The sequence below is a fragment of the Gracilimonas qinghaiensis genome, assembly GCF_046602855.1.
Taxonomy (GTDB): domain Bacteria; phylum Bacteroidota; class Rhodothermia; order Balneolales; family Balneolaceae; genus Gracilimonas.
Genome location: NZ_JBKINJ010000001.1, coordinates 393073 through 416564, shown reverse-complemented (window position 1 = coordinate 416564; position 23492 = coordinate 393073). Strand labels below are relative to the sequence as shown.

Sequence of the window (23492 nt, the reverse complement as noted above, 5' to 3'; positions counted from 1 at the left end):
ATAGGTAAATAAACGCAATGGAACTTACGTACGTCCCTTTATATGCTGTTTTGGTATCGTTAGCTGCGGTGCCTTTCATCTTGCTGAGTTCGAAAAAACCGAATCTCCGTGAGTTCTGGACCATTCTGGCCGGGGTGATCAAGTTCTTGTTGGTGCTTACGTTATTACCATCTGCACTTCAGGGAAATACCATCGAATTGGAACTTTTCGAGATCGCTCCTAACCTTCCCCTGTTACTTAAAGCAGATACCTTTGGAGTTTTCTTTGCCCTCATTGCATCCGGACTTTGGATCTTCACATCTTTCTATTCAATTGGCTACATGCGGGGGCATCATGAAAAGAAGCAGACCCGTTACTACGCCAGTTTTGCCATTTGTTTAAGTTCTACCATTGGGATTGCCTTTTCCGGTAACCTTTTGACCTTCATCATCTTTTACGAGATGTTGACGCTGGCTACCTATCCCTTGGTCATCCATAGTGAAAGTAAAAAAGGAATAGCAGCAGGTCGTAAATATTTGACCTACACTTTAACAGCAGGCTTACTTCTTATCGCCGCTGCCGGAATCACATATTCACTTACCGGTACCCTTGAATTCAAGCCAGGTGGTGTTTTCGGTGATACTGACCTTTCAAACACTATGGCAATAACCATATTCTTGCTATTCCTAGCCGGCGTGGGCGTGAAAGCAGGAATAATGCCATTGCATAGCTGGCTTCCTTCTGCTATGGCAGCACCTACACCTGTTAGTGCATTGCTTCATGCAGTAGCCGTGGTTAAATCAGGTGTATTTGGAGTGATCCGCGTGGTTGGATTTATCTTCGGTCCTGAGATTATGGCGGAATTCGGTCTCAACGAAATTCTAATGGTGCTGGCTGGGATCACCATTATTGCAGCATCTCTACTAGCCTTTGCACAAGACAATCTAAAACGCCGGCTCGCATATTCCACAGTTGGACATTTGTCCTACATTGTACTTGGAGCCGCACTGCTTACCGAAACCGGCCTGATTGGAAGTATGATGCACATCGCATTTCATGCCACTATGAAGATAACACTCTTCTTCTGTGCTGGAGCCATTATGGTGAATCTGCATAAAAAGAATATCAGTAATATGAATGGTATTGCAAAAGTGATGCCCTGGACTATGGCAGCTTTTACCATTGGTTCAATGGGATTGGCAGGAATTCCTCCTGTAAATGGATTTGTAAGTAAATGGTACCTTGCCTCCGGAGCATTGGAAGGCGGAATGATTATCCCCGTTATCATTTTGGTAATCAGTGGATTATTGAACGTTGGATATTTCTTTCCCATCATCCACCGTGCATATTTCAAAAAAGGCGGTCCTGAACTGGAAGGCCATTCTGAAGCCTCACCATTCATGGTAGTCCCGTTGATGAGCACGGCCGTTCTTTCCATACTATTTGGATTGAACCCAGATCTATTTTTTAACTTCTTTGATATGGCGAGCACCGTAGCAGCAAGTATTTTTAACCCAATATAATTATGAAAACCTGGCATTGGATAGCACTTGGCGTTGTTTTTATTATCAGTTTGGTTCTCGAATTCGGCTTCATGAAGATCAAGAGTCCACACTGGTGGAATAGCATCCCCGCATTTTATGCGATCTGGGGATTTCTTGGCACCGTCGTTATCATATATATATCAAAATGGTTAGGCAAATTGTTCATTTTTAGAGACGAAGATTATTATGATGCTTGAGCTGCTCACTGTCCCTGCTGTGATCCTGATCCTTGGAGCCTTTGTTCTTCCACTGATACCGGAGCGTGTCCGAAGTTCGGCCTTTATCGTTTTTCCGCTGGCCGCATTAGGAGTTTTATGGTCATTGCCGGAAGGGAGTCTGTTACAGGTACCTTTTGCCAGCTATGAACTTCATCTCCTTACCGTTGATGCGCTGAGTCGAATATTCGGTACTATTTTTATCATGATTACCATCATCGGTGGTGTGTATGCGTTCCATATCAAAGACCTTGGTCAACAAACCTCAGCTATTGCATATGCAGGCGGTGCCCTTGGAGTAACTTTTGCCGGTGATTTCTTTACCCTCTTTTTCTTCTGGGAAATCATGGCAGCTGCTTCCACATACTTGATCTGGGCACGCCGCACCAAAGAGTCTGACAAAGCCGGTATGCGCTATGTTCTCGTTCACATTTTTGGGGGAGGAATGCTCTTCAGCGGAATTCTGATGCATTTAAATAATGGCGGTTCCTTCCTGATCGAGAATTTGGAGCAAACCTATTCTATCTCAAACATTTTCATCCTGCTTGGTGTAGGGTTGAACTCGGCAATTCCTCCGCTTCACGCCTGGTTGGCAGATGCTTATCCGAAAGCCACCATCACCGGTGCAGTTTTCATGAGTGCCTTCACCACAAAATCCGCCATTTATATCTTGATCCGCCTTTTCCCCGGCTGGGATATCCTGGTTTATTGGGGCGTGGCGATGGCATTGTACGGTGTTGTGTATGCGGTACTCGTAAATGATATTCGAGAGATCCTAGCCTATCACATTGTGAGTCAAGTAGGTTATATGGTGGCCGGTGTGGGAATCGGTACCGAGATGGCTATCAATGGAACTACGGCACATGCCTTCAGCCATATTCTCTATAAATCACTTTTGTTTATGGGAGCCGGAGCCGTCATTCACGCTACAGGAAAAAGCAAGCTGACTGAGCTTGGAGGTTTCGCTAAGAAAATGCCGGTGGTCGTGGGCCTTTATATGATAGGGGCGTTCTCCATTTCCGGGTTTCCGTTCTTCAACGGCTTCATCAGTAAGTCGATGGTAGTAAGTGCAGCCGGTTACGCCCACTTTGAAACGGTGATGTTACTGCTTATTCTCGCATCTGTAGGAACTTTCCTTCATACCGGACTCAAACTCCCATACTTCACCTGGTTCGGTGAAAAGAAAAGCGAATTCAAAGTTGGTAAAGTACCCCTGAATATGAAAATTGCTATGGCCATGGGCGCTTTTTTCTGTACGCTTTTTGGCGTATATCCCGATCTGCTTTACAGGTTTCTTCCTTATACCGTAGATTATCAGCCGTACACTATTTACCACTTTGTGGAAATGATGCAAATTCTGGTATTCACTTTCATCGGTTTCTGGATTCTTCGCAAAAAACTGGAGGGAACGCCGACTATTGCTGTGGACACCGATTGGTTCTATCGTAAACCGGCAAAGCTCGTTGAGAAAGTATTTGTAGATTTCCCTAACAACTTGTTTGGTAAAGCTGAACAAGTCACTTACTCTGTTGCGGATAGTGCTTCAGCCGTTTCCAAGAATCCCCTTAAGGTTCTGTTGCCATCATTTGTTACAGAAGGCAGAGAGATAAAATCTGAAGGCTTTTCAACTACTATCGGTGCTGCACTCTCATTTATCCTTTTCGGATTCATAGTGATTCTTCTTGTGATTTTTTTGTGACTCTATTAAAAGACCCAGTTTTCGAACACAAATTTTTCGATACGGGTATAAAGCTCTTATCTTAGGCTGTTCCAGTGTCAAGAAATCAAGTAAATCAGGCCATTCAATTGAATTACATTAGAGTATCTTTCTTCTTTGTTGTGGTCATTACTGCAGGAATACCATTAAATTCTTACGCCCAAAGTGTTAACGACATCAACTCAGACAGGGTTATTGTTATCGACACACTTGAGTATGCTTTTCTGCCTGCACTCGGATATAACAGTGACTATGGGCTGACAGGTGGCGGAATTATGAGTCGATATCATTATAAGGATGGCATCAGGCCGTTTAATTCCTATCTAACTGTGAATGCTGTGGCATCTACTAAAGGCTTGTTTTCTGGGTCAATACTTTTTGACAAACCTAGAGCTTTCAACGGCAGACAGAGGTTAACCACAGACCTTTTCGTATCTAAATTCTTAAATGATCAGTTTTACGGCATCGGGACATATGAAAATCTAAATCCTTCTATTTCAGAAGATCAGGAGTTCTATTATTACGAATCCTTTTCTTTTGGGATCGAGTCGATATTAAGACGTTCACTGAGTAACGATCCTTTCGGTAGGATATCTGATATATACTTTTTAACTGAAATTGACTACCACAACCCGGTGAACATTCAGCCGAATACATTCATCTATAATTGGAGTCCGGCAGGATTTGAGTACTCGGGTACAGTCTCATTGGGGGCCGGATACATCTTTGACAGTCGTAATAGTGAATTTGATCCAAGCCATGGTGTGTACGGTAAAGCAGGATTTCAGCTAATAAAAGATTATACAAATTCAGGTGATATCTTTTCACTCATTGACAGTGAAATTCGAGCTTATCAATCCTTTCATTTGATCAGGGACATTACTTTTGCCAACCGTATTTCATACCAACATTTAACCGGTGACGCCCCTTTCCGCAAGCTTCCCGTCATTGGTGGTGAAGAGACCATGAGAGGCTATCCTGAGAACCGCTTCATTGATGATAATGCCATACTACTAAATACCGAACTCAGAACATGGCTTTTTGAATTTCCTGCCTATGAAGTGAAATTCGGAGGTACCCTATTTTTTGATATTGGCAGAACATACAGTAATGGTACTCCCATTCAGGAAATCTTAGATGACCTCAAGTACACATATGGGTTAGGTGGAACTAGCTCTTTCTTTAATGAAAACTTCATTTTCCGAGCTGACTTGGGATTCTCAGATGATGGTCATGGCCTTTACTTTACGGCCGGGTATCTGTTCTAAATTTTTTTGACCGTGTTAGTATGTTGAACTGAGTAGTCCACGGTTTCGATACATGATGTCTTTGGCTTTTTCTTTTAATAGAGTCGCAGCATCCATTAGCATGAATTCATCATTTGGAAAAGGAACCGTATTTCTTTCTGTGATAGCTTTAGACTCTTGGCTTAGTGCTCTCTCATCACCGGTATATGAACCTGATATGTGATCAAACACAGCAGTAACACCAATATTATCTGATTTAACGAGCTGCTCAGTTCTCAGATCGATATAATCCAGGCTACCGCCAACCATTGCCTCTTTATACTGTCGTCGTGTTTCTATTTCCGCACTGACATTAATCATGTTTGGCACTTTAATATCGTTACCCAAAGAATCTTTCATGACATTCCCTCTTTCATCCAGCACATACTTCATCCCATCCTGGATCTCGGTAGTTTCTGTATATTTTTCACGCTCCAGTCCTTCCGGACTCATTGTTATTCTGTTGATATTCAGAGAAACGAAATAGTCATAATTCACATCTTCATTTTCATAAACACTGTATTGGATCCAGTGATCGTTAAGCTCTCCCAAACTGATCTTCCGTAGCTCAGATTCAAAACGTTCCGGCAGCATGATCTCTGAATTATTTTCCACTACAAACAGCACCTGATTGGTACCAAGATATGAAGCCTCTCTTTGCAGGTCATTTACATCTTTGTAATTGGGATACAATGACTGAACATTCTCAAATTCATAAAAGGCTCTTCTGGCATTTTCTTTTCCACCCAGATCCAGATATTTCAGACCTTGCTGGTATGCAGTTTCAGCTGCCTGTTCTTTAGTGGCGATCAACTGATCATCGTAATTTACGATCCTGAATTCATTCATAAGCCGGGTGGGAAGCGTTTTGATCCTATCCTGGCGGCGATCCAATTTTCCATAGAGCTGGTAAATACGGACATAATTCTCACTTCTTCCTTCTTTTTCGAGGAACGAGATCTGATCCATATCAAAGGTATTTGCTTTGGTATAGGCTTCCTTCAGCACGTACAGTTCCTTATCATTTCCGGGATCTTTACGCAATTTTTTAACTGCCTTTTCAATGGCCCGATCATATTCACCTTTTTGCAATAACTTCTCAGAAGAATTACAACCGGTAAGTATCAATACAGAAAATAAGAGTACAAATATTCTTTTAACCATAGGTTACCTCATGTTTATTGTTGAGAGAATGTAATAAAGACACAATTAAACCTTCTATTAAAAAAACACAATAGATATTTAAGGCTATCAAACAAAGAAATAAACTAACCCTACACCACCTACAATCCAGCAGTAATAGGCGAAATAGTGAAACCCGCGCCTTTTAAGGATAATGATGAGATACTTGAGTGCATAAAATCCGGAGATGAAAGCCGCAAAGAATCCTATTACCAGATTGGTTAAAGCTGCATCAGAAATGCCTACCTCCACAAGTTCATTAATTTCCAACAACATGGCACCGGCGATCACCGGGATCAACATGAGGAATGAAAAATTTGCGGCAGCTTCTCTTTTTACGCCAAGCCACAAAGCTGTAGAAATGGTTGAACCGGACCGACTGATACCGGGTATCATTGCAAAAGCCTGGGCTATTCCAATCATAAAACTCTTTGACAACGAGACATCATCTGGTGTGTCCTTTACGAACTTTGTTGAAAAAAGCATCAATCCTGTTACAATGAGCATTCCTGAAACGATCAGCGGGGATGAAAAAATGGATTCAACCTGATCTTTCAGTGTAAAGCCGATGATCATGGCCGGGATCATACTCACTAAGATAAACCCGATCAGTTTAACGTTCGGGTCCTCCTTCTTTTCAGACGGAGCCCCTAAAAAGCTGATACCGGAAGTGATCAGTTCCCAAATGATCTTACGATAATAGACAAGTATACTGCAAAGGGTTCCAAAGTGAACCACAACTTCAAACGTGATACCGGTTTCAACCTCAACACCAAGAATATATTTACCTAAAACAAGGTGACCCGAACTGCTGATAGGTAAAAATTCAGTTAAACCCTGAATAATTCCTAATAAAAAAGATTGTAAAATGTCCATTTGTTATATTTGTTCACTTTTTTAAGGCGAGAAAATAATCATATCATCAGCTAATACTAAATAAAGAAATTATAAATATGAGTGAATACGCAGTTGACATGGAAGCACTAACGAAAAAGATCGAGAAAGACAGTGCTTTTATAGAGGATATTAGAGGCGAACTTAATAAAGTGATCATTGGCCAAAAGTATATGATCGACAGATTATTAGTTGGATTACTCACGAACGGCCATGTTCTTCTTGAGGGTGTGCCGGGATTAGCTAAAACGCTGACGGTATCCAGCCTTGCCACGGTATTAGCAACCTCATTTCAGCGCATTCAATTTACTCCGGATCTGCTCCCAGCCGACCTGATCGGTACTCTGATCTACAATCAAAAAGAAGGTGACTTCTTTGTGAAAAAAGGACCGATCTTTGCAAATATCATTCTCGCTGATGAGATAAACCGATCTCCTGCCAAAGTACAAAGTGCCCTTCTTGAAGCTATGCAGGAAAAGCAGGTAACCATTGGTGAAAGCACCTTTAAACTGGAAGAACCGTTTTTAGTACTCGCTACTCAAAACCCGGTAGAACAAGAGGGCACCTACCCCTTACCGGAAGCTCAGGTTGATCGTTTTATGCTGAAGCTGAAGATCGATTACCCTACAGAGAAAGAGGAAATGCAGATCATGCGGATGCAGGCCAAAACTGGCGAAAAAGAGAAATTGAATAAGGTTGTAGATCCTCAGAAAATTCTTGATGCCCGCAAGACCATCAACGAGATCTACATGGATGAAAAGGTTGAGCAATACATCATTGATCTAGTTTTTGCCACTCGTAAACCAAAGAATTACAATTTGGACGATCTTGAGGATCTAATCAGTTTTGGAGCCTCGCCAAGGGCAACCATCAACCTAAACCTTGCATCCCGTGCACAGGCATTTATGGAGCACAGAGCTTATGTTACTCCTGAAGACGTTCGCACAATCGCAATGGATGTCCTGAGACATCGTATCATCCCGACCTTTGAAGCTGAAGCTGAGGACATAGGACCTGAAGATATCGTTACCAAGATCATGAACAACGTTCAGGTTCCCTAGACCAACTGTTCCATTTTACATTAAAAAGCCTCGCATCTGAACTAAAGGTGCGAGGCTTTTTTATTTTGATCTATTGATTAATCGTCTTCGATATTTTTTGATTTACTTTTTATTTGATCATAACCTATTGGTATTGCAAAACACAAAACTGCTAATAAGGCTATTATGATCGTTGCTGCATCAATTTCCATCAGAATAAATTTTTAGTTCAAAGATATACCACACCACGGATTATGGTTATGGTGATTTACGGGTTAGTTATCTTTGAGTGAACTAAGTATGGAAATGAAACGGAAAAATGAGCTTTTTTAAGGTAAGTCCGGGCTCAAGATTAAAGCACTTACTCTTGTAAGCTTCCTGATTTGTTAACCCACGTTTTCGTTTAGACCCAGACAGAGATAAGTGATCTTTTTCTGACGTTTCTTCTGTCAGGTTTTGCCAGCTCTCAACATTTTCAATTTCTCCATAGCCGGCTAATTGAAATGTAAAATATAAAGCTGATTGGGGAGGCAGTGATTCATCATTGATCTGAATGCCGGTTTCCTGTATTTGCGAGGATGTTGTCTTTACATCCTGCCCAAAAACTACCGAACCGCTAATTAGCAGAATGAATAGTGTGATATTTGATCGCATCCAGATCATATAAATAATTTACGGTTTTGGAATCTATAAATCATAAAAAAGCCCCGTTCAAATAGATGAACGAGGCTTTAAATCATTTAGCTAAAAGTGAAGATTATTCTTCTTCGTCAGATTTCTCCTCTGAGTCTTTATTAGCTTTTGCAGCATCCGCTTTTTTCTGAGCTTCAGCTTTTTCTTTCTCTTCCATATCAGCTTTCAAAGCAGCCAGTCCTGACATTTCACCGAGTGTTGGAGCACCGGTTTCCATGTTAGAGGTATCAACCTTTTTCTTGGCTTTCTTAGCTTTGTCTTTATCAGAATCCAGCTGACTCAATTCAATGTTCTTGCTGTTTTCGTCAAAATTCAGAATAAATGCGTCGTCGATCTTATCGCCTTCCTTGTACTCAGCTTCAGTTGCCTTAGAGTAGTTAAGGAATGCTTCTGCACCTAATGGAAGTTTAACAAATACGCCTTTATCAGTAGTCTTGATTACTTCCCCTTCTACTTTTGTTCCGGGAGCGTATTCTTTAGCATATTTCTTCCAAGGGTTGTCTTCAACCTGCTTATGCCCAAGCGTGATTCTTCTGTTGTCAAAGTCTACACCAAGGATGACAACTTCGATCTCTTGATCTTTGTCGACGATCTCATTTGGATGTTCAACTTTTTCAGTCCAGCTCAGATCAGAAACGTGGATCAAACCGTCAATTCCGGGTTCGAGTTCAACAAATACACCGAAGTTAGTGAGGTTGCGAACGATACCTGTATGTTTTGAACCGACAGGGAATCTTTCCAGAATATCTGCCCATGGATCTTCCTCAAGTTGCTTGACTCCAAGTGAGATCTTCTTCTCATCTTCATTGATATTAAGTACGATACATTCGATGATGTCGTCTTTTTCAACAAGCTGAGATGGATGTTTGATATGTTGTGTCCATGACATTTCAGAAATGTGTATCAATCCTTCAACACCCTTTTCAAGTTCGATGAAAGCACCGTAATCGGCGATGGAAACCACACGACCCTGAACTTTCATATTTTCAGGATATTTCTCTTTAATGCCTTCCCATGGATGCGGCTGTAATTGCTTAAGGCCCAGGGAAACGCGTTTACTCTTCTCATCAAAGTCGATAACGGCAACGTTCATGCGCTGGTCCAAAGATACGATCTCGTTTGGATCATCAACACGGCCCCAAGACAGGTCAGTGATGTGCAACAGTCCGTCAACACCACCAAGATCAATGAACACACCGAAGTCAGTAATATTTTTAACAGCACCTTCAAGTACCTGACCGGCTTCAATAGATTCAAGAATTTCTTCTCTCTGTTCTTCAAGGTCAGACTCAATAAGAGCACGGTGAGAAACAACAACGTTTTCAGCAGCCATATTCAGCTTAACAACCTGGAATTCCATGGTCTTACCAACGTAGGCATCGAAATCACGAACAGGACGAACGTCGATCTGTGAACCGGGTAGGAAAGCATCGATTCCAAGTACATCCACAACCATACCACCTTTGATACGTCGCTTGATGTAACCATCAATGATATCGCCATCATCGTGAGAAGCTTCAATTTTCTCCCATGCTTGCAGAATATCTGCTTTACGGCGAGAGAGGATCAACTGACCTTCTTTATCTTCTACGCGATCAAGGAAAACTTCGATCTCATCGCCCACTTCCATTTCTTCGAGGGCTTCATTTGAGAATTCATTAACCTGGATAATACCTTCAGATTTAAAGCCAATGTCTACCACCACATATTTGTCATCAACGGAGACAACACGGCCTTGTACGATTTCTTTTTCTTCAATTTCGTTGAGGGTATCTTCATACATACCCACCATCTCATTGTATTCCTCATCAGAATATTCATCAGAAGGTCTTTGAAGGTCTTCAAGCTTATAAACATCGCCTTCAACATCACCTGAATAAACGTGAGTAAGTGTTTCTTTTCTCTCTTCAGCTGCAGTTTCTTCTGCTTCTGATACAACTTCTTCTTCAGTTGTAACTTCTTCTGTTTCATTCGCAGCTTGGGTTTCTTCAACCTGAGCTTCAGCTGCTTCGTTTTGTTCTTGTTTCGTTTCTTCTGTCATTATGTTTGGTTATTGGTTTACCTCACAATTGACTTTCAACTGTGGGATAAGTTAGGGTTATTTATTTGTCTGCTTAGATAGTTCATCTTTTATCACATTGCTTATAAAAGCGACCTGATCTTCAAAAGTCATATCAGAAGTATTTACTTCAATAGCATCATCGGCTTTTTTAAGTGGATCCGAACTTCTGTTCGAATCTTTATCATCCCGCTGAGCTATGTTCTGTTTTATTTCTTCGAGGGTGACTTCAGTATCAGATTCCTTTATTTCATTATATCTGCGCTCGGCCCGGGTTTCCAGATCTGCCACCATATAGAATTTAAGCTCAGCATTAGGGAACACGGCAGTTCCAAGATCCCTTCCGTCAGCTATATAAACGTCATGCTTTACTGCTTCTCGCATCAAGTTATTTATATAAGCGCGGACTTTAGGATCTGAGGCTACTTCACTTACATTATCAGAAACATTCATGCTTCTGATATCTTCGGTCACATCCTGCCCGTTTAAGAGCGCATGAAATTTTTCTTTTTTGAAATAAAAGGAAATCTCACTTTCTTCAAGCTGTTCAAAGAACGATCGGTTATTTTTGCGGCTGTTCAAATAAACAAGAGTAGCCACGCGATACAACGCTCCTGAGTCAAGAAATTGAATCTGAAGGTTTGCCGCTACGGCTTTTGCTGTTGAACTTTTTCCTGAGCCTGCTGGCCCGTCAATTACCACTATCATAACAGATCAGTTAAATTAAACTTATATTGTTAATTATTCAATCATTTCTTGTTTAATATTTGCATAACTCTTAATTTTGGAATCTCGAAAAAATTCGAGGAATGATTAATTTTTAAAAGCATATTTACAATGCCAATAACCCAACAAGCTAAAAAACGCGTACGTCAGGCAGAAGAACGCCGTAAACACAACCGAAGCAGACGTTCTAAAATGAGAACGCTTATCAAAAATGTTTATGAGATCTCTGACAAAAGTAAAGCTGAAGAAGCGCTGAAAGAAGCTGTTTCTTATCTCGATAGAATGAGCGTTAAAGGAATTATCCACGAAAATAACGCTGCCAGAAAAAAAGCACAGCTTACAAAGTACGTTAATAATCTATAAATATTAGTTGGATGGCCAACCCTGAGTCAAAAGCACTGCTTGTCATTTTAGATGGATTCGGGTTGGCTGAAGATCCAACCGTCAGCGCTATCGATAAAGCTGACAAACCGTATATCGATTCTCTGTTCGATTCTTGCCCTCACTCCAAGCTTTCCGCGAGTGGCGAGAGTGTGGGGTTACCGGATGGGCAATTCGGCAACTCTGAAGTTGGTCACCTTAACCTCGGTGCCGGAAGAATAGTGTGGCAAGAACTCTCCCGAATTAACAAAGCCATAAAAGATGGTTCTTTTTTTGAGAACAAAGCCCTTTTGGCTGCCATTGAAAAAGCAAAACAGAAAAATAAGATCCACCTAATGGGACTTTTTTCTGATGGAGGTGTTCACAGCCATAATGAACACCTTTTTGCCCTCTTAAGACTTTGTGAAAAGCATGGGATTGAAAATGTATACGTTCACGCTTTTACAGACGGCCGTGATACTTCACCTAATGGTGGCATTGAATACGCCAAAGAATTTAAGCAAAAAGCGGATGAGATCGGTGTAGGTGAGATTGCAAGTATCGTTGGCCGATATTACGCGATGGATCGGGACAACAGATGGGAACGTATCGAACTGGCGTACAATCTTTTAGTCCACGGTAAAGGTGAGAAATTTGACACGCCGGAAGATGCTTTTAAAAATTCATATAAAAATGATATAACAGATGAATTTATCAAACCCGTACTGATAAATAATGATCCTGCATCACGAATAGAAAAGGATGACGCCATCATTTTCTATAATATAAGAGGCGATCGGGCGCGTCAAATTTCAAGAGCTCTGAACGAAGAAGATTTCTCAGAATTTGATACGGAAGATCTGAATCTTTACTACACTACATTTACATCATATGATCAGACCTTTGAGTTTGCAAGGGTGGCCTTCCCGCCTCAGGAACTTAAAAACACCATGGGGCAGTGGATCAGCAGTAAAGGCTTAAAGCAATTCCGCATTGCTGAAACTGAAAAATATCCTCACGTTACGTATTTCTTCAATGGCGGTGTTGAAACCCCTAATGATGGAGAAGATCGTACAGTTATACCAAGCCCAAAAGTTGCCACTTACGACCTTCAGCCTGAAATGAGTGCTGATGAAGTTTCCAAGACTCTCTGTAAAAAACTTTCAACTGAGGATTATCATTTTGTAGTGCTAAATTTTGCTAATCCTGATATGGTTGGCCATACCGGTGATATGGATGCAGCCATTAAAGCCGTTGAGGTCATAGATTCAGAACTCAAAAAAGTCCTAGAGACAGCAAATGACCACGGCTATCGGTCTCTGATAATTGCTGATCATGGTAACGCCGACTGCATGATCAAAGAAGACGGAAGTCCGCACACTGCGCACACAACTGCTCTGGTACCGGCCATTATTGTAAATTATCCTGATGAAATTCAGATGCATGATGGCATTCTGGCTGATGTATCACCTACTATTCTAAAGCTCATGGGGTTGGATCAACCTGATGATATGAGCGGTACGCCATTATTTTAATACATCTCCTTAGCATTTAGTTTGCATTTACTATACCGCCCTACTACCTTCGAGTAGCGATGAACTAAAGATGTGTCTGACACGTTTTTAATTACATCAATAGAAACTATTATATATTAAAAGGACTAAGGAACACGCCAGATGGAGGGAAATTTTTCAAGCAAGGTTCGTGATGTAATTCAATTCAGCCGTGAAGAAGCGCTGAGATTGGGGCACGACTACATCGGAACTGAACATTTAATATTAGGAATTGTACGTTTGGGCGACGGTGTTGCAGTCCGGATCTTAAAAAACCTGGATTGCGATCTCTTTAAACTCAAAAAAACTATTGAGGATACTGTCAGGGGAACCGGAGGATCGGTTCAGGTCGGAAATATCCCGCTAACCAAACAAGCAGAAAAAGTATTACGCATAACCTATTTAGAAGCAAAACTTTATAAAAGCGACACGATCGGAACTGAGCATCTGCTATTATCTTTGCTCAGGGATGATGAAAATATTGCAGCACAGATCCTACAACAATTCAGCATCTCTTATGATGCTGTACGAGAGGAGTTAGATCTGATCATTTCTGGAAAATCGCGGGATGACCACAGTGACTCTTCAAGCATGAAAGCAAGCGCCGCAGCCTCAAAAGGACCGAGTGGCTCGGGCAGCTCCAGAGAGAAAAAAATGGATAAATCAAAAACACCGGTTCTGGATAACTTCGGCCGTGACCTTACAGAACTTGCTGAAGAAGGTCGTCTTGATCCGATCATTGGCCGTGAAAAAGAAATTGAACGAGTGGCTCAAGTTTTAAGTCGCCGTAAAAAGAATAATCCTGTTCTGATCGGCGAACCCGGTGTGGGTAAAACAGCCATCGCTGAAGGTCTTGCATCCAGAATTGTTGAGCGTAAAGTATCACGCGTATTGTATGATAAACGCGTTATCGCTTTGGATTTGGCAGCATTAGTAGCCGGAACTAAATATCGCGGACAGTTTGAGGAACGTATGAAAGCCGTGATGACCGAACTTGAAAAAACAGATGATGTGATACTCTTCATTGATGAGCTTCATACCATTGTGGGTGCCGGAGGTGCCAGTGGGTCATTGGATGCTTCAAATATGTTAAAGCCTGCCCTTGCTCGCGGTGAGGTTCAAGCCATCGGAGCTACTACTCTAAACGAGTACAGACAGTTTATTGAGAAAGATGGAGCACTTGAACGACGTTTCCAGAAGATCATGGTTGAACCAACTACACCAGAACAAACCATCGAAATTCTGAACCAAATCAAATCAAAATACGAAAAACATCACAGTGTCAGGTATACTGAAGATGCTTTAGATGCCTGTGTAAAACTTACTGACCGCTATGTCTCTGATCACTTTTTGCCAGACAAAGCAATAGATGCTTTAGACGAAGCCGGAGCCCGGGTTCACTTATCAAACATAACGGTACCGCAAAACATCATCGACCTTGAAGAAGAGATCGAGACCACCAGTGAAGAGAAAAATTCAATGGTAAAAAAGCAGCGTTTTGAAGAAGCTGCGAGACTTCGTGACAAAGAAAAGAGGTTAATTGAAGAGCTTGAGTTAGCTCAACAGGAGTGGGAAAAAGAATCTGAAAATATCGTTTACGATGTAAATGAAGAGGATGTCGCATCAGTAATTGCCATGATGAGTGGTGTTCCTGTAAATAAGATCAGCCAAAAAGAAGGGCAAAAACTTCTCAAAATGAAGCAAAGCCTTTCCGGTAAGGTAATTGGTCAGGAAGAGGCGATCGTCAAACTTACAAAAGCTATACAAAGAACAAGAGCCGGTCTCAAAGACCCCTCTCGACCTATCGGTTCCTTTATATTTCTGGGGCCGACGGGGGTCGGTAAAACTGAGATGGCGAAGGTGCTTTCCAGGTATTTATTTGACAAAGAAGACACTCTTATTCGTATTGATATGAGTGAGTATATGGAGAAATTCTCCGTATCAAGACTTGTCGGAGCTCCTCCTGGATATGTCGGTTACGAAGAAGGTGGTATTCTTACTGAAAAAGTAAGACGCAAACCTTACAGTGTGGTACTCTTAGATGAGATCGAAAAAGCTCATCCCGATGTATTCAATATTCTCCTTCAGGTACTGGACGATGGTATTCTAACTGATAGTCTTGGCCGTAAAGTAGATTTCCGTAATACTATCATCATCATGACGTCCAATATTGGAGCACGTGACATTCGTAATATGGGTAAAGGCATCGGTTTTGATACTGATGATTCACCTTTCGATTATGCGAAAATGAAATCGACCATGCAAGATGCCCTCAAAAAGGTATTTAATCCTGAATTCCTCAACCGCATAGACGATGTAATCACCTTTAAGCCACTTGAGAAAACCGATATATTCCAGATCATTGATCTGCTTAACGAAGAGTTATTTGAAAGGATCAATGAGCTTGGCTTTGAAATTCAGGTTACTAAAGCTGCCAAAGAGTTTATCACTGATAAAGGCTTTGACCAGAAATATGGAGCACGACCTCTAAAACGTGCCATCCAAAAATATATTGAAGACCCTTTAGCGGAAGAGATCCTTGAAAATAAACATAAGTCAGGTGCTGTAATCAAGATCAAAATGAACAAATCCAGAGATGGATTGGAATTTGATTGGACTGAAACAGACTCCACTGATATCAAATCTGAAAATGGATCTTCCGAATCTGACCATGAAGAAGACACTTCAGAAGAAGCGAAAAAAGCATAACAGATAACAAAATATCTGTTAAAAATTAAAGCCCTGTTCATTGGACAGGGCTTTTTTGGTACTTGCCAGAAAAGTGTGTCTGGGTATAGAATAAAAAAGTCTTCTTGTGTAGGTTTGGCGGCGTCCAAACCAACCAGGAACCCAAAACACAAGAAGACCAATGATAGTATCAAAAGTACTGCTCAATGATTTAATTACCAACCACATCAAACAAGACAACGGGCTCAATGAAGTGCTCGAATTTACCCTTAATGCGATGATGGCCCGTGAACGGGAACTACACTTGGAAGAGGCTGATTCCAACAAAGGTAATGGCTATCGCCCCGGGAAAGTGTATGGCCACGGGAAGCTGTTAGAGTTGCGCATCCCTCGCGATCGCAATGGAGAGTTTTACCCAAAAGTATTAGCTCTGCTACGCAGCCAACAGGCGGAAACCGACAAACTTGTAAGCGCACTTTATGGACAAGGACTTACCCAAAGCCAGGTAGGGGAAGTGTTTGAACGACTCTACGGACGCCACTACAGCTCTTCTCAGATCGGCCGGATGATCGACTGGATGCGCGAGGATGTAGCCATGTGGAACAGCCGGGCGTTAGAGGTGGAATACCCGGTGATTTTTATCGATGCGCTGTGGGTGAATGTTCGCCGGGATAGCGTAAAGAAGGAAGCGTTCTACGTGGTACTTGGCGTCAAAGAAGATCGCACACGCGAGGTGCTGGCTATTTCTCATCAACCTACCGAGAGCGCTACGGGCTGGGAGATGGTGCTGGAAGAACTGACCCAACGCGGGTTGCAGTGCGCCAGGCTCATCGTCGCCGACGGGCTAAGCGGACTCGAGGATGCGGTAGCAAAAGTGTATCCATCGGCTGACTTTCAGCGCTGTGTTACCCACCTCAAACGTCGGCTTCTGGCTCGTGTGCGCAGTGAGGACAAAGCTGAACTGGCTGAGGACCTCAAGCATGTATTTGCCACTGACGGGCAAAAAGATAGCCCAGAAAAGGGGTGGACACGTTGGCAGGTGATGTGCGAAAAGTGGGGCGCTAAGTATAAAAGGTTTTTTGAGTTTAAGAATGCCCCACTGTACCGTCCATGCTTTAGCTATTTGAAGTATGATTACCGCATACGCTCGATGATCTATACCACGAACTGGATCGAGCGACTTAACAAAGACTTTCGAAGGGTGTTAAAAGCCCGCAACAGCATGCCTGATGAGCAGTCAGTAATAACGTTAATGGGGCATGTAGCAATGAATAAAAGTGCCTATACCCGGAAAGTCCCAAAACTGAATTATGAGAAAAAACTGTTTATCCAATCATCGCATGAAAAAAATTACTAACATAACTTAAGTTGCTAGCTTGCATAAGAAGACTTACAGACACACTAGTTGGGTAAGTACCGCTTTTTTATTACACTGATGAATAAATAAGAGTTCGTGGAGAATTCCTATCAAAATCTAATTCTTAGATCGACCGGATTGTTGAAGCCTGTTAATTGATAATCATAAGCCCCTTTTCTGCGCAAATTTACCGGCACTTTTTCACTGGTAACTAGCTGACCGTTCAAATCTTTTCTCTTTATGCTACGTTGCACTATGTTGATGGCGTGAAATTCTATGTCTGACAACATATCACCGGAACGTTCTGCTGTCATCGCGATGATCGTATTCTCTTCAGGGACAAAAGTCGCAAAGTGTAATCTGGATCTGAAGCTGGTACTGCCTATTCTTTCTCCGTTTAGTACGTTATAGACCCCAACCCGTCCATTAGATCTGATTGTTACGAAGTTACCATTTGTTGAAAGTGCAAAATCCATTACAGCCTGATCAAATGAAATGGTATTAAGCTCGTTACCAAAACGATCAAACAATGAAAGTTGATCATCACCGCTCCCATAAGTGATCACTCCAATGAATTGGCCATCATTCATAACCTTAACACTTCTAATGGCACGGTCTGAACTGTAAAAAAAGTCTTCAGTGGTATAATTAGATCCAAGGACCCTTGCTCTTGATCCTTCCACTCCATCTCTTACGATCTTTGGATTGTATAAAACACGTGTTTTAAAAGCCGGATCAGTTGCAAGTTCCGAGATAGATTCCCCTTCGGTACTTTGAGAACTGTTTGAAACAGATTGTACAATATTACCGTGAGAATCATAAAAAAGGAAGTTTGCGATATTTTCACGAATCGCATAAGAGCCATTCAAACCTGCATAGATCTTCAGTGACTCGTCGCCGGGTGCAGTTGATACTTCAGATGATAAAAGTTGGTTAGAGCTTCCGGAATGAATAAAAACTTCATCCGCTTGAAGTATCGTTGAAATTCCTGTAAGACTATTTATATCTCCGGATAGCACAGATTCAGATTTTAAAAATGAGTTTTGTCCCAAATTCACCTCTTCACCAGCAATGTTAAAAACCTGAGAAGAATTATTACCGTCAACAGATAAGGTTATCTGACCGACAGCTGAGACGTTGGTAAGGAGTAAAATTAGTATAAGATTTGTCAGATATTTCATAAATAAGATTGGTGATTTTTTCTGTGCAAACTTAATGAAAATTAACAAGAGCTATAAGTTTTAAATGGTTATTGCTTGAACTTGTAATTACTTTTTTTAAGCATTACCATTTCAGTAAAAAATATCCCTTGATTTCATTTGTAAGTGTATTCCCTCCCTTTCGCGGTGGAATTGCAAAATTTAGTGATTATTTGTTTCAGCATTTAAAGGTCAGGACTAAGGTAAAAGCTTATAACTTTACTAGTCTCTATCCTTCTTTATTGTTTCCCGGTAATAGTCAATACCTGGATTCTGTTGATACTACATATGCTCAAAGAGTACTTCATTCATGGAATCCATTTAATTGGAAAAAGGCAGCAAAAGAAATAATTGCGGACCGACCAGATAATGTGATCATCAGTTACTGGCATCCATTTTTTGCCCCGGCTTTTATAAAAGTAATCACTCAAATTAAAAAGAGCTCTCCTCAAACTTCAATCTCAGTTCTTGCCCACAATATACTTCCTCACGAAAATTTCCCACTTGGTAAGTACTTATCAAAGAATCTATTGGATAAAGCAGACCATGTAATTGTCCTTTCAGAGAAAAGCAGCGCGGAAGCACAAAGTTTATCCCTTGGTAATAAGGTGATAAAGTTATTTCATCCAGTTTATGAACAAGAGCTGCCGAAAATAACAGTACCGGAGTTAAAACAACAATATGGGTTTACAAATGATGATTTTGTATTGCTCTTTTTCGGCTTAGTACGACCTTATAAAGGTCTGGATGTACTAATCGAAGGCCTGAATGAAATGGACTTAGAGTCAGAAGGTATCCGTCCTTTTATAGTCGGAGAATTTTACATGGATAAAGATTCAGTTCTCTCACGGATAAATATGAAGCATAGAAAATTTTATACCATCATAGATCGATTTATAAGTGACCGGGAAGTGGCCGAGGTTCTGACATTATCGGATGCTATGGTAATGCCTTATCGCTCCGCTACCCAAAGCGGTATCCTGGCTAATGCCATTAATTTTAAACTACCCTGTATACTATCAGACCTTCAGGGTTTAACCGAGCATATTGAACATAATAAAAGTGCTTTGGTGTTTTCGTCGGATAGTGTGTCAGAATTAAAAGAATCCATATACACTATGATGAAAACTGAAACTCGCACAACAATTATCAGTGAATTAGAGAAGTTAAAAGAGGAACTTAGCTGGGAGGCTTTTACAGACCGTCTACTTAGCAAACTTATTAAATAAAATACCTAAAACTATTTGCCTGCAATTGGTATGCTTCGTATTTTTGGAATCTGTCTTGAAGACGGAAACCGGGGAGTGGCGCAGTCCGGTAGCGCATTCGCTTTGGGAGCGAAGGGTCGCAAGTTCAAATCTTGTCTCCCCGACATAGAGATTTCCTGATTACTTTAAAATGATCAGGAAATCTCACTTTTTTTGACATATTGTTAAGTTGAGCGCCCGTAGCTCAACTGGATAGAGCAACGCCCTTCTAAGGCGTAGGTTACAGGTTCGACTCCTGTCGGGCGTACTAACTTTGGCGGTTTTTAAAAGGCGACATGGCCGAGTGGTTAGGCAGAGGTCTGCAAAACCTCGTACGGCGGTTCGAACCCGCCTGTCGCCTCACTTGTTAACGCTTTATGTTTGACTTATTGATTTTATGTATGCCGCGTTCGTCTAGGGGTCTAGGACGCCGCCCTTTCACGGCGGTAGCACGGGTTCAAATCCCGTACGCGGTACTTAAATGGAGCTCGTAGCTCAGTCGGTTAGAGCGCTAGGTTGTGGCCCTAGAGGTCGTGGGTTCAATTCCCATCGGGCTCCCTTTTTTTCAGTGTACAGTGACCAGTAAACAGTATACAATTAATGTACTGTTTACTGGTCACTGTATTTCTGAGCACTGTTATCAAAATGCCGCGTTCGTCTAGGGGTCCAGGACGCCGCCCTTTCACGGCGGTAGCACGGGTTCAAATCCCGTACGCGGTACAACAGATAAAGCTTCCCGATGATCGGGAGGCTTTTTTTGTTTTATGGACCATCCATTCAAACAGCCTATACTACCTCATAGCTTTTCTCAAAATTAGCACCAACTGGCCTGTTACCAATGGAATCAAACTCATTAACAGGATAATTGCCCACATTGAAAAACTTGGTGGAATCAGGCTTAGTACATCTGATAATATCGGTACATATATCGCGCTCAACAGTAAAACTAAACAGAGTACTATAGCCGCCCAAATCCATTTATTTTTAGTAATTGAATTAATAAATATTCTACTGTTCTCTTCTCTCATATTAAAAACATGCCATAACTGAGACAATGCCAATGTTAAAAAGCTCATTGTTACAGCCCCTTCAGCACCCACTTCTAACCAATGTGACCCGATCAGAAATGAACCAAGTACCGCTGCAGTCATTATCAAACTGTATGCTCCAATCATTTTCCAGTGTTTTCTGTTTAAAATTGGTTCCTCAGACTTTCTTGGTCTTTCTTTCATTATAGTCTTGTCGCCTTCACCAACTCCCAAAGCAAGAGCCGGAAATACATCTGTTACAAGATTTAAGAAAAGTATCTGCAAGGGTAATATTGGCAATGGCAAACCAATGAAGGAAGCAATTCCAACCACTGCAACTTCACTTACATTACAGGAAAGCAGATAAAACACAAACTTTCTGATATTGTTGAATATGATTCTACCCTGCTCAACTGCCAGCACGATCGTTGAGAACGCGTCATCCGTTAACACTATATCTGCAGCTTCACGTGCAACCTGCGTACCTCTCCGACCCATTGCGATCCCAATATCAGCTTTCTTCAGTGCCGGGGCATCATTTACGCCATCACCCGTCATTGCCACTGTCTGATTCTCATTTTGATACATGTCTATGATTTCCAACTTTTGTTTCGGATCAATTCGTGCATAGACAAATGAATTTAGCTTGGTCTGCTTATCAGTTTCATATAATTTACTTCCGTGAATAACTGCACTGTTACTTTTCTCAACAAGTTTAAGCTTATTCGCAATGTAACGAGCCGTCTCTACCTGATCACCTGTCACCATAACTACATTGATCCCGGCCTGCCTGCACTCTTCAATCGCTTCTTTAACGCCTTCCCTTGGGGGATCCATCAAAGCTACTAGCCCAATAAAGCACAAATCCTCATATGAATTCCCTTCAGGATCTTGAGCCATTTTAGTAGCCAAAGCGATCATCCTGTAACCTTCCCCGGCTAGTTTATTGTTCAGGTTCGACCAATGATCTTGCTCATCATTTCCGAGTTCTTTACAATCCCCTTCTTTTAAATAAGTGCTGCAATTCTGCAGTATTGCCTCAGGTGCGCCTTTTATATAAACCCGAAGTTTCCCCTCCTCAATCTTGTTCCAGGTTGCCATCATCTTAGTTGTTGAATCGAAGGCATCTTCCCTAACTTCCGGATGGACTTTCATCAGCTCAGAATGTAATAAGCCTGCTTTATAACCGAGCTCAAGCAGGGCAATTTCTAATGGATCTCCATTTGCCTCTTCTGAGTTTGGTTCGAAGGTCGCATTGTTGCATATCACCCCAACTTGTAATGCGAGCCTAAGGTCCCCATCGTGCTCAATGTGCAAAGGGTTACCCTCTTCAGTAAGTTCTTGGTCAATTTTGCCGTTTACATCTATCGTTCTGTTGTACAAATGGACCTGTGTAGCTGTCATTTGATTTTCAGTCAAAGTCCCCGTTTTATCCGTACAGATAACAGATGTAGCCCCGAGTGTTTCAACTGAAGAAAGCTTATTGACCAAAGCATTTTTGTTTGCCAGAGTTTTCAATCCTTTTGCAAGTGATAAAGTGGCAACAATTGGTAGTCCTTCCGGAATAGCTGCCACGGCAAGAGCGATCCCGGTTTCGATCATCAACACGATTTCTTTTCCACTGACAATTCCCGATATAACAATTGCTATGATGATCCCAACGCTTACATAGATCAGCTTATAACCCAATACGTCAAGGCGTTCCTCCAATGGGGTTAGCTCATCTTCTGTAGTCTCAACTAAAGATGAAATCTTACCTAACTCAGTACTCATTGCCGTGCCTACTACTACGGCAAGCCCAGAACCCCTCGTTACAGCTGTTCCTTTATACAGCATATTACTTCTCTCAGCCAATACGCTTTCTTCCTTAACTTTCATTTCATTTTTACTGACCGGAAGACTTTCACCCGTTAGTGCAGATTCATTAGCCTGCAGTTTGGAAGCATTGATTATCCTGAGATCTGCAGTTATTATATCTCCTCCTTCAATTACAACCAGATCTCCCGGAACAAGGTCCTCAGCGTCTACTTCAACAACTCGACCTTCCCTTTTTACTCTCGTCTTAACGACCCCAATTTGTGACAGGGCCTCCATTGCACGCACGGCTCTTAATTCAGTAATAAACCCGATCAGTGTATTGATCAAAATGACCACCAATACAGCCCATCCTTCTATCCATTCACCATATATTAATGCTGCTGCCGCTGCTACCGCCAATATCCCAATTATGATACTCTTGAATTGCGATATAAAGACCGACCAAATACTCCTGCTTTTGTGCTGCCTTAATTTGTTAATTCCATACTGCTCTCTTCTTATCTTAACAGTTTGTTCGTTAAGGCCCTTGTTCCGATCAACTTCAAATCTATTCAGTACCTCCTCAACTTCTAAAGTATGTAGGTTCTCCGGATCCACTAAAACATTATGCTTATCTGCAGCTCTGCTCATTCAATTACCGTCTGATTTACCCGGAATTTAGTCTTACTCCATAACTGAATTTAATATATGAGGCTGTAATATCCATCATTCTTTGAATTACAAAACCTATTTATATCAATTCTTATTTCGATGTTGTAATTGACACCTGCATGAGTTATTGAAAATGCCGTAATGATCTAATTACTAAACTTATTTTACAGTATGAAAAACAATAGCTTTGACAGCTTGTGTCAGCTTCTCATTAAACAGACTGACCAGATTCTGAAAAAATCCCTGTGTGATTCCA

Annotated in this window: 17 protein-coding genes and 6 tRNA genes; 16 read left to right on the top strand and 7 right to left on the bottom strand. The window is 41.5% G+C overall.

Going from position 1 to position 23492, the window contains the following annotated elements; genetic code table 11:
- Positions 1 to 17 precede the first annotated feature (17 nt).
- The 4 genes from ACKGJO_RS01845 to ACKGJO_RS01830 all read left to right on the top strand — a co-directional run bounded on the left by ACKGJO_RS01845 (position 18) and on the right by ACKGJO_RS01830 (position 4723).
- The gene (locus ACKGJO_RS01845) at positions 18 to 1502 is read left to right on the top strand and encodes a monovalent cation/H+ antiporter subunit D family protein (protein ID WP_411321692.1); all 1485 of its coding nucleotides are present in this window, start codon (positions 18 to 20) and stop codon (positions 1500 to 1502) included.
- A gap of 2 nt (positions 1503 to 1504) precedes the next feature.
- Positions 1505 to 1720, top strand: coding sequence for a hypothetical protein (locus tag ACKGJO_RS01840; RefSeq protein ID WP_411321691.1), 216 nt, complete (start codon positions 1505 to 1507; stop codon positions 1718 to 1720).
- Positions 1710 to 3437 (top strand): Na(+)/H(+) antiporter subunit D, encoded by a 1728-nt coding sequence (locus ACKGJO_RS01835; RefSeq protein WP_411321690.1) that lies wholly within the window; start codon positions 1710 to 1712, stop codon positions 3435 to 3437. The genes ACKGJO_RS01840 and ACKGJO_RS01835 overlap by 11 nt, the downstream gene beginning before the upstream one ends.
- Positions 3438 to 3511: 74 nt before the next feature.
- Positions 3512 to 4723: a BamA/TamA family outer membrane protein gene (locus ACKGJO_RS01830; RefSeq protein WP_411321689.1), complete on the top strand. Its 1212-nt coding sequence runs from the start codon at positions 3512 to 3514 to the stop codon at positions 4721 to 4723.
- Positions 4724 to 4738: 15 nt separating this feature from the next.
- Here the strand turns inward: ACKGJO_RS01830 and ACKGJO_RS01825 are convergent, their stop codons facing one another.
- On the bottom strand, positions 4739 to 5905 hold the full coding sequence (locus tag ACKGJO_RS01825) for a hypothetical protein (protein WP_411321688.1): 1167 nt from the start codon (positions 5903 to 5905) through the stop codon (positions 4739 to 4741).
- An 87-nt stretch (positions 5906 to 5992) separates the two neighbouring features.
- Complete coding sequence (locus ACKGJO_RS01820; RefSeq protein WP_411321687.1) at positions 5993 to 6799, bottom strand: undecaprenyl-diphosphate phosphatase; 807 nt, start codon at positions 6797 to 6799, stop codon at positions 5993 to 5995.
- A 77-nt stretch (positions 6800 to 6876) separates the two neighbouring features.
- Here ACKGJO_RS01820 and ACKGJO_RS01815 point away from each other — a divergent pair, with 77 nt between their 5' ends.
- A complete protein-coding gene (locus ACKGJO_RS01815) occupies positions 6877 to 7878 on the top strand; it encodes an AAA family ATPase (RefSeq protein ID WP_411321686.1) in 1002 nt (333 codons plus the stop codon).
- A gap of 273 nt (positions 7879 to 8151) precedes the next feature.
- Here ACKGJO_RS01815 and ACKGJO_RS01810 read toward each other — a convergent pair whose 3' ends face one another.
- The 3 genes from ACKGJO_RS01810 to cmk all read right to left on the bottom strand — a co-directional run bounded on the left by ACKGJO_RS01810 (position 8152) and on the right by cmk (position 11317).
- Complete coding sequence (locus ACKGJO_RS01810) at positions 8152 to 8511, bottom strand: hypothetical protein (RefSeq protein ID WP_411321685.1); 360 nt, start codon at positions 8509 to 8511, stop codon at positions 8152 to 8154.
- 103 nt (positions 8512 to 8614) lie between these two features.
- The gene (gene rpsA, locus ACKGJO_RS01805) at positions 8615 to 10591 is read right to left on the bottom strand and encodes a 30S ribosomal protein S1 (RefSeq protein WP_411321684.1); all 1977 of its coding nucleotides are present in this window, start codon (positions 10589 to 10591) and stop codon (positions 8615 to 8617) included.
- Between the two features lie 57 nt (positions 10592 to 10648).
- Positions 10649 to 11317: a (d)CMP kinase gene (cmk, locus tag ACKGJO_RS01800; protein ID WP_411321683.1), complete on the bottom strand. Its 669-nt coding sequence runs from the start codon at positions 11315 to 11317 to the stop codon at positions 10649 to 10651.
- 129 nt (positions 11318 to 11446) lie between these two features.
- Here cmk and rpsT point away from each other — a divergent pair, with 129 nt between their 5' ends.
- The 4 genes from rpsT (at position 11447) to ACKGJO_RS01780 (ending at position 17293) form a co-directional block, all read left to right on the top strand.
- Entirely contained in the window at positions 11447 to 11698 is a 252-nt protein-coding gene (gene rpsT / locus ACKGJO_RS01795) for a 30S ribosomal protein S20 (RefSeq protein WP_411321682.1), read from the top strand.
- 11 nt (positions 11699 to 11709) lie between these two features.
- Positions 11710 to 13230, top strand: a complete 1521-nt coding sequence (gpmI, locus tag ACKGJO_RS01790; protein WP_411321681.1) for a 2,3-bisphosphoglycerate-independent phosphoglycerate mutase — start codon at positions 11710 to 11712, stop codon at positions 13228 to 13230.
- A 141-nt stretch (positions 13231 to 13371) separates the two neighbouring features.
- Positions 13372 to 15957, top strand: a complete 2586-nt coding sequence (locus ACKGJO_RS01785) for an ATP-dependent Clp protease ATP-binding subunit (RefSeq protein ID WP_411321680.1) — start codon at positions 13372 to 13374, stop codon at positions 15955 to 15957.
- Positions 15958 to 16117: 160 nt separating this feature from the next.
- The gene (locus tag ACKGJO_RS01780) at positions 16118 to 17293 is read left to right on the top strand and encodes an IS256 family transposase (RefSeq protein WP_411321679.1); all 1176 of its coding nucleotides are present in this window, start codon (positions 16118 to 16120) and stop codon (positions 17291 to 17293) included.
- 110 nt (positions 17294 to 17403) lie between these two features.
- Here ACKGJO_RS01780 and ACKGJO_RS01775 read toward each other — a convergent pair whose 3' ends face one another.
- On the bottom strand, positions 17404 to 18474 hold the full coding sequence (locus ACKGJO_RS01775; RefSeq protein WP_411321678.1) for a hypothetical protein: 1071 nt from the start codon (positions 18472 to 18474) through the stop codon (positions 17404 to 17406).
- Between the two features lie 128 nt (positions 18475 to 18602).
- Between ACKGJO_RS01775 and ACKGJO_RS01770 the strand changes: the two genes are divergently transcribed.
- The 7 genes from ACKGJO_RS01770 to ACKGJO_RS01740 all read left to right on the top strand — a co-directional run bounded on the left by ACKGJO_RS01770 (position 18603) and on the right by ACKGJO_RS01740 (position 20459).
- Complete coding sequence (locus ACKGJO_RS01770) at positions 18603 to 19721, top strand: glycosyltransferase (RefSeq protein WP_411321677.1); 1119 nt, start codon at positions 18603 to 18605, stop codon at positions 19719 to 19721.
- 69 nt (positions 19722 to 19790) lie between these two features.
- Positions 19791 to 19864 (top strand) — tRNA-Pro (locus ACKGJO_RS01765).
- Positions 19865 to 19933: 69 nt separating this feature from the next.
- Positions 19934 to 20007: transfer RNA gene (locus ACKGJO_RS01760), tRNA-Arg, on the top strand.
- Positions 20008 to 20029: 22 nt separating this feature from the next.
- Positions 20030 to 20100 (top strand) — tRNA-Cys (locus ACKGJO_RS01755).
- Positions 20101 to 20142: 42 nt separating this feature from the next.
- Positions 20143 to 20215 (top strand) — tRNA-Glu (locus ACKGJO_RS01750).
- 8 nt (positions 20216 to 20223) lie between these two features.
- Positions 20224 to 20297: transfer RNA gene (locus ACKGJO_RS01745), tRNA-His, on the top strand.
- Positions 20298 to 20386: 89 nt separating this feature from the next.
- Positions 20387 to 20459, top strand: a tRNA-Glu gene (locus tag ACKGJO_RS01740).
- Between the two features lie 71 nt (positions 20460 to 20530).
- Here the strand turns inward: ACKGJO_RS01740 and ACKGJO_RS01735 are convergent.
- Positions 20531 to 23215 (bottom strand): cation-translocating P-type ATPase, encoded by a 2685-nt coding sequence (locus ACKGJO_RS01735; RefSeq protein ID WP_411321676.1) that lies wholly within the window; start codon positions 23213 to 23215, stop codon positions 20531 to 20533.
- Positions 23216 to 23492 lie beyond the last annotated feature (277 nt).